The sequence below is a fragment of the Clostridium sp. BJN0013 genome, from assembly GCF_040939125.1.
Classification (GTDB): domain Bacteria; phylum Bacillota; class Clostridia; order Clostridiales; family Clostridiaceae; genus Clostridium_B.
On record NZ_CP162495.1, the window covers coordinates 664,226 to 679,667 of the forward strand.

Sequence of the window (15,442 nt, forward strand, 5' to 3'; positions counted from 1 at the left end):
GATTAAAGGGAGATAAATAAAAATGACCTATAAAAAAAATATATGTATGATTTTCACTGCAATCATGGTGGTTTGCGTAATTTTTTTGTGCTCATGTGTGAATAATTATTCTTCTGTAGAACCCATTTCAAAAACTGAATACATGTTAGGTACTATATGTACTATAACTGTTTATGATGATAAAAGGGAGGCAGTTATAGATGCAGCTTTTAATAGAATTAAAGAAATTGAGAATAAGATGAGTGTGAATAAATCTGGTACGGAATTAGATGCAGTAGCAGATTATGCCGGTAAAAATTTTGTTAAAGTATCAGACGATACTTTCTATGTCTTAAAAAAAGGGAAGTACTATTCACAGAAATCATCAGGAGCTTTTGACATAACTATTGGACCTTTGGTAAAACTTTGGGGAATAGGCACAGACCACGCTAGACTTCCATCCCAACAGGAGATCAATGAAAAAAAAGTATTAGTCAACTATGAGGATCTTATATTAGATGAAGAAAATAAGAAGGTAATGTTGGCTAAATCAGGAATGTCTTTAGATTTAGGAGGGATAGCTAAAGGATATTCGGCAGACGAAGCTGCCAGAATATTAAAAGAAAAAGGGGTTAAGCATGCTATTATAAATTTAGGAGGAAATGTAGTGGTTATAAATAATAATATAAATGGCAAACCCTGGAATATAGGAATACAGAATCCTTTTGAAGCTACAGGGAAAGAAGTGGGAACTATAAAAGTTACTAATAAGACTGTAGTGACTTCAGGCATATATGAAAGATATCTGGAGGAGAATGGTAAAAAATATCATCACATATTAAATCCATTTACGGGGTATCCTATGGATAATAACCTGGCGAGTGTTACTCTAGTTACCAATGTTTCTATAGATGCAGATGCCATGACCAAAAACATATTTTATCTAGGAGTAGATAAGGGAATGAAGTATGTGAAAACAATACAAGGTTTAGATGCCATATTTATAACTAAAAATAAAGAAATATATATTACAGATGGATTAAAAAACAATTTTAATGTGGATGATTCCAGTTTTAAATTGATGAATATTAAATAATAATCTTTTTCATTAGAAAAGTTATTTTAATCTTGATATGATGTGATTTTAGTATTAAAATAGATAATAATTATAATTAAATAGTTAACTATATACTTAGTAAAAAATTATTAAAGAGAGGTTAATATTATGGATAAAATTAATAAGGATACTACTGTAGGTGAAGTAATAAGAATGAATCCTGCAAATGCTCAGACACTTATGAATTTTGGAATGGGATGCGTGGGTTGCCCTTCTGCACAATCTGAGACATTAAGGGAAGCTTCCCTAGTGCATGGAATAGATCTAGAGAGATTGATTAAAGCATTAAATGACAGTAAAAACTAAATAAGAAGTTAAAAGCAGATAGGATAATTTAATTCCTATCTGTTTTACATTCTACTGTTTTATAAAAAGAACAGTTTTTACAATTATTATTACAGGATTCTAAGTGAATCATACATTCTGTATTTTTTAAAGAATGTTCTATTTCTGTTTCTATTTTATCACAAATATTATGGGCATTTTTTACAGACATATTTTGTGGAAATACCAGATGAAGATCTACATATCGCTTATCTCCTGATTTTCTAGTTCTTAACTTGTGGAAATCACAGTATCCGAAGTTGTATCTATTTAAAATTGTGGTTATGATTTCAATTTCCCTATCACATAACTTTACATCTACTAAAGGGTCAAATGCAACTTTTAGCAGGACAAAGGCCTCTTTCAAAATAAATAAAGCTACGAATATAGCTATTAGCGGATCTAAAAAGTGAAGATCTGTAATCCATATAAAAAATAATCCCAAGCCTACTCCTAAAGAAGTATATACATCAGTTTTAAGATGAAGAGCATCTGCCTCTAGTGCTATGGAATCCACTTTTTTTGATGTGCTATATAATTTTTTAGATACTAGATAATTTATACCTGCAGATAAAAACATAACTATAAAACCTATATTTGATGAAATAACCTCCTGTCCATTTACTAATTTTTTAGTAGATTCTATTATTATCCACAAAGATGCTATAAATATCAGTACTGCCTCTAATACACCAGATACATTTTCAAATTTACCATGTCCGTAGGGGTGCTGTCTATCTGCAGGTTTAGATGATATTTTCACAGAAAAAAATGCTATTATGGATGCAGCTAAATCCATAGTAGAGTGTATGGCTTCTGATATAATACTAACCGAACCGGTGGATAATCCTACTACTAATTTCATACCAATTAATCCGGTATTTGATAAAATAGAAAGCCTAGCCACTTTTACTTTTTCTTTCACTTAAAACATCTCCCTTTAAGTTCAATAGTTATCAAATGATAAATAACAATACCTATATAATAGAGTAAAAATTCTTATAAGTCAATAGATTAATGCCTTGATATATTTTATCAATTGATAATGAAATTAATTTAGGTACTATTTCATGATATATAATTTAGCTGCCTATATAGTATATGTGAAATAGCTTGTTTTGATTAAGCTATTTGAAAATAAAATGTTTTTATGGTTTATATGCATGAGAATTTATATATTTCAAATAATAGATAAAAGAATATATAAAAAGGAGGGTAACAAATTATGGTTAAGATTAAGAAGACTATGGATGGGAATGAAGCGGCAGCTTATGCTTCTTATGCCTTTACAGATGTAGCTGCTATATATCCAATTACACCATCTACACCAATGGCCGAAGGGGTAGACGAATGGGCCGCCCATGGGAAAAAGAATATTTTTGGTCAGACTGTTAAAGTAGCTGAAATGCAGTCAGAAGCAGGAGCTGCAGGAGCAGTGCACGGTTCTTTAATAGCAGGTGCATTAACTACTACATATACCGCCTCGCAGGGACTTCTGCTTATGATTCCCAATATGTATAAGATGGCAGGAGAGCATTTGCCTGCAGTATTTCATGTAAGTGCCCGTGCAGTTGCAGCACATGCACTTTCAATATTTGGAGATCACCAGGATGTTATGGCCTGCAGGCAGACTGGCTTTGCACTCTTAGCATCTTCTAATGTTCAAGAGGCCATGGATTTAGCTTTTGTGGCTCATTTAAGTGCTATAAAAGCTAAAGTACCATTTTTGCATTTTTTTGATGGATTTAGAACTTCTCATGAATATCAGAAAATAGAAGTTATAGATTATGAAGATATCAAATCTCTAGTAGACTATAATGCAATACAGGAATTCAGAGATAGGTCCTTAAATCCAGAACATCCTACAGTCAGAGGTACCGCCCAAAATCCAGATATATACTTTCAAAGTAGAGAGGCTTCAAACAAATTTTATGATAAAGTGCCTCAAATTGTAGAAAGATATATGGAGGAGATAAACAAGATAACGGGAAAAAATTATAAACCTTTTGAATATTATGGACACAGGGAGGCTGAACATGTAATTGTGGCTATGGGCTCCGTATGTGATACTATAGAAGAAAGTATAGATTATTTAATGGGAAAAGGGAGAAAAGTGGGATGTATAAAAGTACATCTTTACAGACCTTTTTCAGAAGTACATTTTTTGAGGATATTGCCTTTAAGTGTTAAAGTTATTTCAGTGCTGGATAGGACCAAGGAACCAGGCTCCATTGGGGAACCTTTATATTTAGATGTATGTAAAGTATTTTATGAAAGAGATAATAAACCTTTGATATTGGGTGGGAGATATGGACTTGGATCTAAAGATACTACCCCTTCTCAAATATTAGCTGTATTTGAAAATATGATTGCCAATGAACCAAAAAGAAGATTTACTATTGGAATAATAGATGATGTAACTAATACTTCTCTTAAAGAGAAAGGAGTGGTAGAAACCACTCCAGAGGGAACTATAAGCTGCAAATTTTGGGGGTTAGGTTCGGACGGTACTGTAGGAGCAAATAAATCTGCCATAAAAATAATAGGAGATAATACGGAGCTTTATGTTCAGGCCTATTTTTCTTATGATAGTAAAAAGTCTGGAGGAACTACTGTATCCCATTTAAGATTTGGTAAAAAATTTATAAAATCTCCTTATCTTGTACACAGCGCAGACTATGTAGCCTGTCATAATAATTCTTTTATATATAATTATAATATATTAAAAGGATTAAAAAAGAATGGGACTTTTGTGCTTAATTGTCCTTGGAAGGAAAAAGAATTGGAAGAAAGACTTCCAGCGTACATGAAAAAATATATTTTTCAAAATAATATAAAATTCTATACTATAGATGCGGTCAAAATTGCAAGGGAAATCGGTCTCGGCGGAAGAATAAATATGGTAATGCAGGCAGTGTTCTTCAAATTGGCTAAGGTAATACCTATAGATGAGGCCCTTAAATATTTAAAAGAATCCGTAGAAAAAACCTATGGAATAAAAGGTAAAAATATAGTAGAAATGAATAAAATGGCAGTAGATAAAGCTATAGAAGCTCTTGTAAGGGTGGATGTACCTGTAAGTTGGATAAATGCAAGGGAGTATGACAGTAAACCTGGTGATATTCCATATTTTGTAAAAAATATTCAAAAGCCTATGGCAAGAAATGAAGGAGATGATTTACCTGTAAGTGCATTTTTAGATAGGGCAGATGGAGTCTATCCCCTTGGAACAACGGCCTATGAAAAAAGAGGCATAGCTGTAATGATACCAGAATGGCAAATTGATAAGTGCATCCAGTGTAATCAGTGTGCAATGGTTTGTCCTCATGCCACCATAAGATCTTTTCTTTTAAATGAAGAAGAAGTAAAAAATTCACCACAGGGATTCCAAAGCAAAAAAGCCTTAGGCAGCGGATTAGATGGATTGAATTTCAAAATACAGGTAAGTCCTATGGATTGTACAGGATGTGGAAATTGTGCAGATATATGTCCTGCACCTGGAAAAGCACTTGTTATGAAACCTTTAGAGGAGAAAGTTGAGGTTGAATCAGAGAATTGGGACTATGCATTAAAAATAACTCCAAAGGAAGATTTAATAAATAGAAATACGTTAAAGGGAAGTCAGTTTATAAGACCTCTTCTAGAATTTAATGGAGCTTGTCCAGGATGCGGAGAAACTCCTTATATAAAACTGCTTACACAATTGTTTGGTGAAAGAATGATGATCGCGAATGCTACAGGATGTTCTTCTATATGGGGAGCAAGTGCACCTTCCATAGCTTATACTAAAAATTCAAATGGAAAAGGACCTTCCTGGGGAAATTCACTATTTGAAGATAATGCAGAATATGGTTATGGTATGTTCTTGGCAGTAAAGCAAATGAGAGAAAGATTGAAGTTTATTATGACTTCTTATCTGAAAGATTGTAAATATGATAATATAAAAGAAGCCTTTAATGAATGGCTTAATACCATGGAAGAGGGTAATTTATCAAAAATAACTTCAGATAAAGTGGTAAAAGCCATTAAAAATTACGACTATTTAAAAGATCCTATATTAAAAGAAATAATTGACAGGAAAGATTATCTGGCTAAAAAGTCCCATTGGATAGTAGGTGGAGACGGATGGGCTTATGATATTGGATTTGGGGGTGTAGATCATGTATTGGCTTCAGGAGAAGATGTGAATCTATTTGTAATGGATACAGAGGTTTATTCAAATACAGGAGGTCAGTCTTCTAAAGCAACTCAAACTGGTGCTGTAGCAAAATTTGCAGCTTCAGGTAAGGTGACTAAAAAGAAAGATTTAGGTCTTATGGCAATGAGTTATGGATATGTATATGTAGCCCAGATTTCCATGGGCGCTAATATGAATCATACTATAAAGACAATAGTAGAAGCTGAAAATTATAAAGGACCATCTCTTATAATAGCTTATTCACCATGTATAAATCATGGTATAAAAACAGGGATGGGAACTAGTATGGCTGAAGAGAAAAAAGCAGTGGAGTGTGGATACTGGCATTTATATAGATTTAACCCTGCGCTAAAATTAGAAGGTAAAAATCCTTTTGTTTTAGATTCTAAAGAACCGTCATCTTCTTTCAAGGAATATATAGATGGAGAAGTAAGATTTTCTTCATTAAAAAGTATTTTCCCAGAAAGAGCAGAAGGATTGTTTAGCCTATCAGAAAAAAATGCCAGAGATAGATATGAAATATATAAAAAATTGTCCCAAATGTAAAAATAGATTAAAGGCCGTTTTAAAACGGCCTTTAATCTATTTTTCATTATTGTCTACCCATTCTTTAGCATTTTCAACTTCTATTTTATTCGGTAAGGGTACTTTTGAAGTTGGCTTGGTTTTATATATATTTGCCCAGGAGGCTGTTTGGTGATTTTCTACAATTGGTTGTTTGAGTTTCTGCTTATTTTTTGACATGATTTTTATCACCTCTATATATAGTATTTTCGAAAAATCATAACATATAAGTGGAAAAATTTGTAGTGAATCAACTGCTTTTTTTGATATTTATCCTCCTAAAGTTATATCTTGATGTTTATACCATTTAAGAGCCTGCATTAAATGTTCGGGTTTAAAATCTGGCCAGTAATCGTCTATTATATAAAAATCTGAGTATACTGATTGAACAGGAAGGAATCCGCTGAGTCTTCTTCGGCCTCCCCAGCGTATAATTAGATCTATTCTAGTTATATCACTGGAATTTAGATTACACATAATGGAGGATCTGTTTGTAGTTCCAAGATTTTTTACATTACTTAGATCCCATTCCCAACCGTAATTTACTAAAAAATTTATTTTGATCCCGCCTTTCCCAAATTTCTTTCTAACAGTATAGGGAAGAAGTGATTTAGGGAACATAGGAGAATCTAAATTTCCTACTACTAAAAGGGAAGCATTTTCTTTAGACAACATTTTTACAGCGTCTATGCATGCTTTAGTGAATGCTTTGGTTTGTAGAGCAGGACGTTTTGTATTATCTGTGGTAAACCCATAATAAGTTAATTCTTTTATACCTAATTTTTCGCATAATTTAAATAACTCTATGCCAGGCTTTAAACCAAAATTATAGCCATTTTCCTTTGCCATACCATTTTTAAGTGCCCATCTCCTATTTCCATCTGGAATTATTCCTATGTGAGCTGGCATTGACATTTCTTAGTCCTCCTTTTTACTTAAGACATCTGAAAATGAATAACAAGTCAAAAGTGGTAAGACTATTTTCCATAAGACAAGGAAGTAGGTTTCTTTGATAGTGGTGCTATCATAGGGTTCTGCTGACGCAGTATTATGGAAAATGGGCTACTGTACTGACTAGTTATTTATTTGAAAATGCCTAAGTATATCTTTAAAACAATACTTTAAATTATTGCCAATACACTATCAGATTATTCTAAAAAGATATAATTTAAATTTTATTCTGTAACATATGTTACGGACTATAAGTATTGGGACTGCTAAAATAAAAAATAACATCAAGTGAAATTTTAATTATACGTTTTAGGAGGGAAAATATATGAATACTAATATGTTTTGTTTTCAGTGACTAATGTAAATTTTGACGAAGATAGATTTGTAGAACTTATAAAAAAAGCTAACCATATAAAGTCCCAACTTATAAATATGGCAGGCAATATAGATGTGCCAGAGGATGCAAAATATATGGCACCTGTTGAAAAAGAAAATATGTTTAAGCAGGCAAGGAATATAGGAATAATGTGTGATTCAGATTTAAATGAAGATATAAGATCCTTAAGAGAACTTGCAATTTATGGACTTAAAGGAATGGCAGCTTATGCTCATCATGCTTCTGTACTTGGAAAAGAAGACAAGGAAATAAATAATTTTTTTTATAAAGTTCTGGCATGTACTTTGGATAATAGTTTAGGTGTAGAAGATTGGTTTTCATTGAATATGGAACTTGGACAGGTAAATTTTAAGGTTATGGAAATATTAGATGAAGCAAATACGGGAATTTATGGTAATCTTATACCTACAAAAGTTTTAATAAGTAAAAAAAGAGGACCTTTTATAATTGTGTCAGGACATGATCTTAAAGATTTAAAACAGCTGCTGGAACAGACAGAAGGTAAAGGAATAAATATATATACCCACGGTGAAATGCTTCCTTGTCGTGGTTACCCGGAATTGAAAAAATACAGCCACCTGGTAGGTAATTATGGTGGGGCATGGCAAGATCAGCAAAAAGAGTTTAATAATATACCAGGATGTATTCTTATGACAACCAATTGTATTCAAAAGCCATCAAATAGTTATAGTGACAGAATATTTACTTCCAGCGTGGTAGGCTGGCCTGACATAGTGGAAAATACAGATTTAATAAGTTGGATTTTGGAGCCATAGGAGAGTTACCAAGATTACTAGATGTAGGTCAGTGTAATGATGTATATTCTGCAATAAAGATTGCACTAGTACTTGGAGAAGCGTTTAATTGTGGAGTGAATGAGCTACCTCTTTTACTTATACTTTCCTGGTATGAGCAAAAAGCAGTATGTATACTTTTGACCCTTCTTTCTTTTGGAATTAAAAATATTCATTTAGGTCCTTCTCTACCTGCTTTTTTATCTCCAAATGTAGTAAATATTTTGGTAGATAAATTTGCGATTATGCCTATTTCCACTGTAGAAGAAGATTTAAAAGCCATATTAAAATAATCAATAATTGCAAAGTAAAGTAGGAATTAAACTATTCCTACTTTATTTGCTTTCAGGACAAACGCATGAAATAAATTTTATTTAAAATCTCCACTTTTTTTGATAAAATCATAAAAAGGGAGATTTTAAATTTATGAAGAATATTTATGATATGTATGATTTTTTTGAGTCACTGAAAAATATAGATGATCCAAGACAATTTAATAAAGTAAGATATCCAATAAATGAAATTGTGGGAATGGTTTTGATTGCATCTTTAGGAAATGGAAATGAGTGGACTGAAATAGAGGTATTTTGTAAATTACATGAAACACTTTTAAAAAGGTATTTTAAATTAGAAAATGGCGTTCCATCACATGATACTTTCCAAAGAGTGATGGGAATGATAGAACCTAATTTAATTCAACAGATTCAATCTACTTGGAATGAATATATATCTAAAAATGATGGTGAAAGTATAAAAAAAATACTTAACATAGATGGAAAAACTATGAGAGGAAGTAAGACTGAAGGTAAAAAACCACTACACATAGTGTCAGCCTGGTGTGATGAAGAAGGAGTTTGTTTTGGACAAAGTGCAGTGAAAGAAAAAGAAAATGAGATTTTAGCAATTCCTGAATTGTTAGATAGATTACAAATAAAAGGATATGTAGTAACAATAGATGCAATGGGAACACAAACTAAAATTGCTGAGAAAATAATAAAGAAAAAAGCTGACTACGTGTTAGCAGTAAAAGGGAACCAAGAAATACTGCATAATGATTTAATAACCTATTTTGAAGATGATGACTTTAGGGAAAAAATAATTAAAGATGGGAATTATAAAAAAACAGTTGAAAAGTCACATGGCCAAATTGAGATAAGGGAATATTATCAAACAAAGGACATTAAGTGGCTAACTAATAGGGAAAAATGGAAGAATCTTAAAAGTATAGGAATTGTAGAAAAAACTATAAAGAAGAAAGATAAAGAAAGTAAAGAAATACGTTATTATATAAGTAGTTTGGCCCCTGAAATAAACTTATTTGAAAAAGCTGTACGAGGTCATTGGGGAATAGAAATAATGCACTGGCATTTAGATGTTACATTTAAAGAGGATAGCATTAAAACAGTTGAAGAAACAGCAAATAAAAATATGAATATAATAAGAAAATGGGCATTATCTATATTAAAATTATTGGATATGGGAAAAAAGATGAGTTTAAAATTAAAAAGATTTTCAATCAATTGTAAACCTGATGAATATATAAGTAAAATTATGGAAATTTAGTTAACTCGTAATCTTACTTATGTAGTTATATATTTTCATGCGTTTGTCCTGTATTTGCTTTCACTTGTTATTTATTTTTATATACTTTATAATAAAATAGTAAAGTAAATAACTGTATGAAAGTTTTTAAGTCTATAGAAATTTGATGATTTCTAGAATAAAAACTTATAGAATTTAGAATGTAGGTGAGTTTTATGCAAGATGTAATTTTGACAGAAGCTGGTAAGAAAAAACTAGAGGAAGAATTAGAGTATTTAAAAACAGTAAAAAGAGTAGAGATTAAGGCTGCCTTAAAATCTGCCCGTGCCCAGGGAGACCTTAGTGAAAATGCTGATTATAGCGCAGCTAAAGAAGATCAATCTATGACTGAGACTAGAATACAAGAACTTGAATATCAACTTAAAAATGCTGTAATAATAGAGAGTTCATCGGAAACAGATGTGTTTGATATAAATAAAACTGCTTTAGTAAAATTTTATGATGTAGACGAAGTTGAAAAGGTTACCCTGGTAAGTTCTGTAGAATCAGATGTTAAGAATATGAAAATAAGTATAGAATCTCCTCTGGGAAAGGCTCTTTTTAGGCTGAAGGTAGGGGATAAGGCGACAGTAATATCACCTGATGGAAATTATGATGTAGGAGTAGAGAAATTACTATAATGGATATATTTTATAGCAGAATATTTTTTACTACGTAATTTCTAGGAGTTTATATAAAGCTCCTTTTTTGTGCCATTTTGATTATATTGAGGTTGACAAATATTTGTTGTTTTGTTATCATGTATAAAATTAAATAGTAAGATTCTTATTGCGAGAGACTGAGGGACTGGCCCTATGATGTCCAGCAACCTAATATTTAAGGTGCTAATTCCAGCAGGTATTACCTGAAAGATAAGAAGAAGTATGTAAAACCTCTTGTAGCTTATCTGCAAGAGGTTTTAAAAAATTAAAGTTTTAATTTTTAAAACCCATTGTGTAGTTAATGGTATTTAAGTGTATAGAATAAAAAATTTTAATAAAATTGAAGGAATTAAAGATGAGTGTAGAAAATGTGGTTAACTATTTTTTAAATAGAAATTTAGAGAGTCCCGTATTTAAACTTCCTGATAGTGGTGCTACTGTACAGCAGGCAGCGGAGACCATACATACAGACCCCAAATATATAGCAAAAACTCTAGCTTTTAAGCTTAAGGATGAAGATATACTAATAGTTATGAGAGGAGATTTAAGAGTTAGTAATAAAAAATTTAAAAAAGTCTTTAAAACTAAGGCTAAGATGTTAAGTCAGGATGAAGTTTTAGAGAATACAGGCCATCCTGTGGGGGGATTATGTCCTTTTGGTTTAAAAAATCCTTTAAAAGTGTATATAGATGTTTCTGTAGAAAATTTTCCGTATGTATATCCTGCAGCTGGTTCAAAGGAATTTGCTCTTAAGATAAACCCACAACAAATTAAAGAGCTGGTAGATGGGCAATGGATTGATGTATGCGAGGATGAATCAAGAGATTTTTAGATTCAGGTGGAGTTTACTCATAATGAATGCTTTTCTCCATCTGAACTTTAAAAGAATTTGTAAGCATAATATAATTTTAGGAAATATATTTCAATTTATAAGTGACATATTTGGAATTTATAGGTATAATATAGTTATTATTAATGAAGGGAGTGGAATTTATTGAGGGGTGATGAAAAGACTTCTTTAGTGCTTATGGTTCAAAATTCCCATAGAATATTTTGTTATTATAACATATCATCTATGACGGTGAAAGAATTTGAAGATAGATATGGAGAAGCACTGTGGAAAAACTCAAAACCAGTTATAAAAGTCTATTCTGTAGAAAATGGAATAGCTAATAATATAAAGACAATCTTTATAGACCCCTTTGCAGATAGCTGGTATATAGATATTGAAAAGGACGATATGGATCTTTTTGTAAAGCTGGGGAGGATTATATCAGGTAACAAATTTGTCGCATTTGCAGTTTCAAATACAGTAACAACTCCAAGGGATAGTAAGTCTTTAGACAGTTCTCTTTGTTTTTTGGATGTCTCTCAAAGTTATATATCTAATTCGAAAGAGGAATTTTCTGATAACTTTACAGAGGGGAAAAAAAAAATCGATATCCAGAATTAATATTTAAAGATGAAGGTGGATACAATGAATTTATAGATAAATATATGGAAGAGTTAGAGAATAAATATACTTTAACTTCTTCTAGAGGAGGTCTAAAATGACTAAAGGATATATTTCAATTATACTTCACAGTCATATGCCTTTTATAAGACATCCAGATTTAAAAGATCCACTAGAGGAAAGATGGCTATTTGAAGGTATCAGTGAATGTTATATACCTCTTATAGATGTATATGATAAACTCATAAAAGATCATATGGATTTTAAAATTACTATGTCTATAACGCCTACTTTAATGACCATGTTAGAAGATGAATATTTAAATAAAAGATATTTGGAATATCTAAGAAAGTCCATAGCTCTCTCTGAAAAGGAGATAAAGAGAACAAAATATAATAAAGAGCTTGCTATTCTTGCCCGGTTTTATAATGAGAGATTTTCCAGAATATTAAATGTATACAAAAATTATGATTACAATATAATGAATGCCTTTAGAAAGTTTGATAGACTGGGGTACTTAGAAGTGTTAACCAGCTCTGCCACCCATGGACTTTTACCCTTGCTTGCCGTAAATCCAGAATCAGTCAGGTCACAGATAGGGGTGGGAGTTCAGAGTTACTTGGAGCATATGGATCATGCACCAGATGGAATATGGCTTCCTGAATGTGCCTATACCTATTCATTGGATTATATACTTAAAGAATTTGGAATTAAATATTTTATAGCAGAGAGCAAGGCACTCGTAAATGCTTCTCCTAAGCCTAGATATGGTGTTTATGCACCTATTGCCCTTCCAAGTGGAATTTCTGTATTTGGAAGGGATATGGAGTCATCTTATCAGGTGTGGAGCGACTTTATGGGTTATCCCGGAGATTTTAATTATAGGGAATTTTATAGGGATATAGGATATGAACTCCCTCTAGAGTATATAGAACCTTATATAAATGAGAATAAGATTAGAATTGATACTGGAATGAAATACTACAGAATAACTGGTAATACAGACAACAAGGAATATTACAATAGGAAAAGAGCTTTAGAAAAGATAAAAGAGCATGGAGAACATTTTTTTAAATGCAGGGTAGAACAAATCGATAAACTTAGTGAACATATGGATCAGCCTCCTATAATAGTATGCCCTTATGATACAGAATTATTTGGACATTGGTGGTTTGAAGGACCTGACTTTATAGATGAATTTATAAGAAAAACTCTGCAAAATAACTGCAATTATAGATTGAGTTCTCCTATGGACTATTTGAAAAAATACCCTATGGTTCAATGCTCAAGTCCTTGTCCTTCTAGTTGGGGTGAAAATGGAGATTTTTCTGTGTGGATAAATCCATCCAATCAATGGATATATATGGAAATACATAAATGTGCACAACAGATGATAAGACTTTCCAATACCTATACAAATCCTACAGATTTACAAAGGAGAGCCTTGAATCAAGCAGCTCGTGAATTGATGCTTGCAGAATCCTCAGATTGGTCTTTTATTATAAAAAATAATACTGCTGTAGAATATGCTGTTAAAAGGGTAAATAGCCATGTAGATAGATTTAATAAACTTTACGATAGTATAACTAAAAATGCCATTGACTTAAAGTACTTATCACAGTTAGAATCCTTAGATAATATTTTTCAAAATATTGATTACAAAATTTATCAAAAATAAAAATAAGCATTACAAAAGCCCTAAAAGACCTTTTAAACTAAATTGTGGTACATAGGGCTTATTTCATTGTATATATTTAAAGACTCTGTTATGTCTTTAAAAGTAAACGAATTTATATATTTACATTAATTTTTTTACTTTTTGCAAGTTCTACAGAAACTCTTCTGCCTTGAAGTTTTTTACCATTGGATTTCTTTAATATAATAGATGCAATTTTTTCAGGAACATTTATAAAAGTGAATTTATTTAATATATCTATATCACCTATTTCATAGGCTTCTACTGAAGAAGTTTCATTTATAAACTTTATCAACTTTCTTGGGGTTATATTATCCATTCTCCCTATGGAGAAGAATAATCTTACATTACTATCTTCTACACCTATGGAATTTTCTTTATAATCAAAACTTAACTCCTTATCAAAGATTATTTTCATAAGGGCCGCGGCTACGTCTACCAGGTTATATTCTTCATCTAGTTCTGTAGCTATAGGAATAAAGTTCTTATAGTTATTTTCTGATAACACTTTTTTAATTTTTTCTTCTATATTTTTATATTTAGCCTCAAATATTTCATCTACAGTAGGTATATCTTTTCTTTTTATTTTGCTTTTAGTAAACTTTTCTATTTGTTTTAATAATATATATTCCCTAGGGGTTACTAGAGAATAGGCAATACCTTCTTTGTTGGCCCTTCCTGTTCTACCTATTCTATGTACGTAGGATTCTGTATCTTGTGGAAGATCATAATTTATAACATGGGAAACATTTTCTACATCTATACCTCTTGCAGCCACATCTGTAGCTACTAAAAAGTCCAGAGAACCTTCTTTGAATTTTCTAAGGGTATTTAGTCTTTGATTTTGTCCCATGTCACCATGCATACCTTCTACATTATATCCTCTGGCTTGCATACTTTCTACTAATTCATCCACACCACGTTTTGTTTTGCAAAATATTATAGCGCTAGAAGGTTCATCTACATCCAAAATTCTGCACAAAGATTCAAATCTGTCCTTGTGTTTTATTTCATAGTAATATTGTCTTGTTTTTTCTACAGTGAGTGTGTTTTTAGCTATTGTTATATATTTTGTATTTGGTTTCATGTATTTGGAAGCTAATTTTTTAACTTGCTCTGGCATAGTGGCGGAAAAGAGTAGAGTCTGTCGGTTAGGGTTAGAAGCTTTTATTATTTCTTCTATGTCTTCTATAAATCCCATATCAAGCATTTCATCTGCTTCATCTATTGTTAAAAATTCTATGTTACTTAAATCGAGAGTTTTTCTGTGAAGGTGATCCAGTATTCTTCCAGGAGTACCTACTACTATATTTATTCCTCTTTTTAAGGATTTAATTTGTCTTTCTATAGGTTGACCACCGTATATAGGGAGTAGCAATATTTTCATGAATTTAGCAATTCTAGATAATTCATCGTTAACTTGAATAGCCAGTTCTCTTGTGGGAGTAATTATAAGAGCAGAAATATGTTTATTTTTGGGAGTTATTTTACTTAACATTGGTGCTCCAAAAGCTAAAGTCTTTCCAGTACCTGTTTGTGCCTGACCTATAATATCATTTCCTTCTAATATTACAGGAATAGATTCTGATTGAATTTGTGATGGTTCTTCAAATCCCATATTATCTATGGCTTCAAAAACCTTAGGATGTAAATTTAAATCGTTAAAACTAATATTTTTCATCAATATTCCTCTTTCTTTTTTATATTACAAAGCAAAATTTATCAT

Annotated in this window: 12 protein-coding genes, 1 pseudogene and 1 riboswitch; of the genes and pseudogenes, 9 read left to right on the plus strand and 4 right to left on the minus strand. The window is 31.5% G+C overall.

Annotated elements, in window-relative coordinates; all coding sequences use genetic code 11:
* Window positions 1-22 precede the first annotated feature (22 nt).
* Both AB3K27_RS03635 and AB3K27_RS03640 read left to right on the plus strand, forming a co-directional pair.
* Window positions 23-1,075, plus strand: a complete 1,053-nt coding sequence (locus AB3K27_RS03635; protein ID WP_368489891.1) for an FAD:protein FMN transferase — start codon at window positions 23-25, stop codon at window positions 1,073-1,075.
* Between the two features lie 129 nt (window positions 1,076-1,204).
* A complete protein-coding gene (locus AB3K27_RS03640) occupies window positions 1,205-1,402 on the plus strand; it encodes a DUF1858 domain-containing protein (RefSeq protein WP_368489892.1) in 198 nt (65 codons plus the stop codon).
* Between the two features lie 28 nt (window positions 1,403-1,430).
* Here the strand turns inward: AB3K27_RS03640 and AB3K27_RS03645 are convergent, their stop codons facing one another.
* On the minus strand, window positions 1,431-2,345 hold the full coding sequence (locus AB3K27_RS03645; RefSeq protein WP_368489893.1) for a cation diffusion facilitator family transporter: 915 nt from the start codon (window positions 2,343-2,345) through the stop codon (window positions 1,431-1,433).
* 300 nt (window positions 2,346-2,645) lie between these two features.
* Between AB3K27_RS03645 and nifJ the strand changes: the two genes are divergently transcribed.
* Window positions 2,646-6,164, plus strand: coding sequence for a pyruvate:ferredoxin (flavodoxin) oxidoreductase (gene nifJ / locus AB3K27_RS03650; protein WP_368489894.1), 3,519 nt, complete (start codon window positions 2,646-2,648; stop codon window positions 6,162-6,164).
* A gap of 36 nt (window positions 6,165-6,200) precedes the next feature.
* On the opposite strand, the gene AB3K27_RS03655 is transcribed toward nifJ, so the two are convergent.
* A complete protein-coding gene (locus AB3K27_RS03655) occupies window positions 6,201-6,362 on the minus strand; it encodes a DUF3787 domain-containing protein (RefSeq protein ID WP_368489895.1) in 162 nt (53 codons plus the stop codon).
* 90 nt (window positions 6,363-6,452) lie between these two features.
* The gene (locus AB3K27_RS03660; RefSeq protein ID WP_368489896.1) at window positions 6,453-7,097 is read right to left on the minus strand and encodes an undecaprenyl diphosphate synthase family protein; all 645 of its coding nucleotides are present in this window, start codon (window positions 7,095-7,097) and stop codon (window positions 6,453-6,455) included.
* 384 nt (window positions 7,098-7,481) lie between these two features.
* Here AB3K27_RS03660 and AB3K27_RS03665 point away from each other — a divergent pair.
* From AB3K27_RS03665 to AB3K27_RS03690, 6 genes and pseudogenes are all read left to right on the plus strand, one after another.
* Window positions 7,482-8,617 (plus strand): annotated as a pseudogene (locus tag AB3K27_RS03665) (hypothetical protein); the annotation flags it as partial.
* Window positions 8,618-8,750: 133 nt separating this feature from the next.
* The gene (locus AB3K27_RS03670) at window positions 8,751-9,887 is read left to right on the plus strand and encodes an ISAs1 family transposase (protein ID WP_368488402.1); all 1,137 of its coding nucleotides are present in this window, start codon (window positions 8,751-8,753) and stop codon (window positions 9,885-9,887) included.
* Between the two features lie 194 nt (window positions 9,888-10,081).
* The gene (gene greA / locus AB3K27_RS03675) at window positions 10,082-10,546 is read left to right on the plus strand and encodes a transcription elongation factor GreA (RefSeq protein WP_368489897.1); all 465 of its coding nucleotides are present in this window, start codon (window positions 10,082-10,084) and stop codon (window positions 10,544-10,546) included.
* A 142-nt stretch (window positions 10,547-10,688) separates the two neighbouring features.
* Window positions 10,689-10,784: riboswitch (SAM riboswitch) on the plus strand.
* Window positions 10,785-10,922: 138 nt separating this feature from the next.
* Window positions 10,923-11,399 carry a YbaK/EbsC family protein gene (locus tag AB3K27_RS03680; RefSeq protein ID WP_368489898.1) on the plus strand — a complete coding sequence of 159 codons (477 nt, stop codon included), beginning with the start codon at window positions 10,923-10,925 and terminating at the stop codon, window positions 11,397-11,399.
* A gap of 162 nt (window positions 11,400-11,561) precedes the next feature.
* Window positions 11,562-12,020: a DUF4912 domain-containing protein gene (locus AB3K27_RS03685; RefSeq protein ID WP_368489899.1), complete on the plus strand. Its 459-nt coding sequence runs from the start codon at window positions 11,562-11,564 to the stop codon at window positions 12,018-12,020.
* Window positions 12,021-12,117: 97 nt separating this feature from the next.
* Window positions 12,118-13,698, plus strand: a complete 1,581-nt coding sequence (locus AB3K27_RS03690) for a glycoside hydrolase family 57 protein (protein WP_368489900.1) — start codon at window positions 12,118-12,120, stop codon at window positions 13,696-13,698.
* A gap of 112 nt (window positions 13,699-13,810) precedes the next feature.
* Here AB3K27_RS03690 and AB3K27_RS03695 read toward each other — a convergent pair whose 3' ends face one another.
* Window positions 13,811-15,397, minus strand: a complete 1,587-nt coding sequence (locus tag AB3K27_RS03695) for a DEAD/DEAH box helicase (protein ID WP_368489901.1) — start codon at window positions 15,395-15,397, stop codon at window positions 13,811-13,813.
* Window positions 15,398-15,442: the final 45 nt, after the last annotated feature.

Bases quoted from the DNA above. Each gene is read 5' to 3' on its own strand.
- AB3K27_RS03670 (WP_368488402.1), top strand. From the start codon at position 8,751: ATGAAGAATATTTATGATATGTATGATTTTTTTGAGTCACTGAAAAAT.
- AB3K27_RS03635 (WP_368489891.1), top strand. From the start codon at position 23: ATGACCTATAAAAAAAATATATGTATGATTTTCACTGCAATCATGGTG.
- AB3K27_RS03655 (WP_368489895.1), bottom strand. From the start codon at position 6,362: ATGTCAAAAAATAAGCAGAAACTCAAACAACCAATTGTAGAAAATCAC.
- AB3K27_RS03660 (WP_368489896.1), bottom strand. From the start codon at position 7,097: ATGTCAATGCCAGCTCACATAGGAATAATTCCAGATGGAAATAGGAGA.
- nifJ (WP_368489894.1), top strand. From the start codon at position 2,646: ATGGTTAAGATTAAGAAGACTATGGATGGGAATGAAGCGGCAGCTTAT.
- greA (WP_368489897.1), top strand. From the start codon at position 10,082: ATGCAAGATGTAATTTTGACAGAAGCTGGTAAGAAAAAACTAGAGGAA.
- AB3K27_RS03690 (WP_368489900.1), top strand. From the start codon at position 12,118: ATGACTAAAGGATATATTTCAATTATACTTCACAGTCATATGCCTTTT.
- AB3K27_RS03680 (WP_368489898.1), top strand. From the start codon at position 10,923: ATGAGTGTAGAAAATGTGGTTAACTATTTTTTAAATAGAAATTTAGAG.
- AB3K27_RS03695 (WP_368489901.1), bottom strand. From the start codon at position 15,397: ATGAAAAATATTAGTTTTAACGATTTAAATTTACATCCTAAGGTTTTT.
- AB3K27_RS03640 (WP_368489892.1), top strand. From the start codon at position 1,205: ATGGATAAAATTAATAAGGATACTACTGTAGGTGAAGTAATAAGAATG.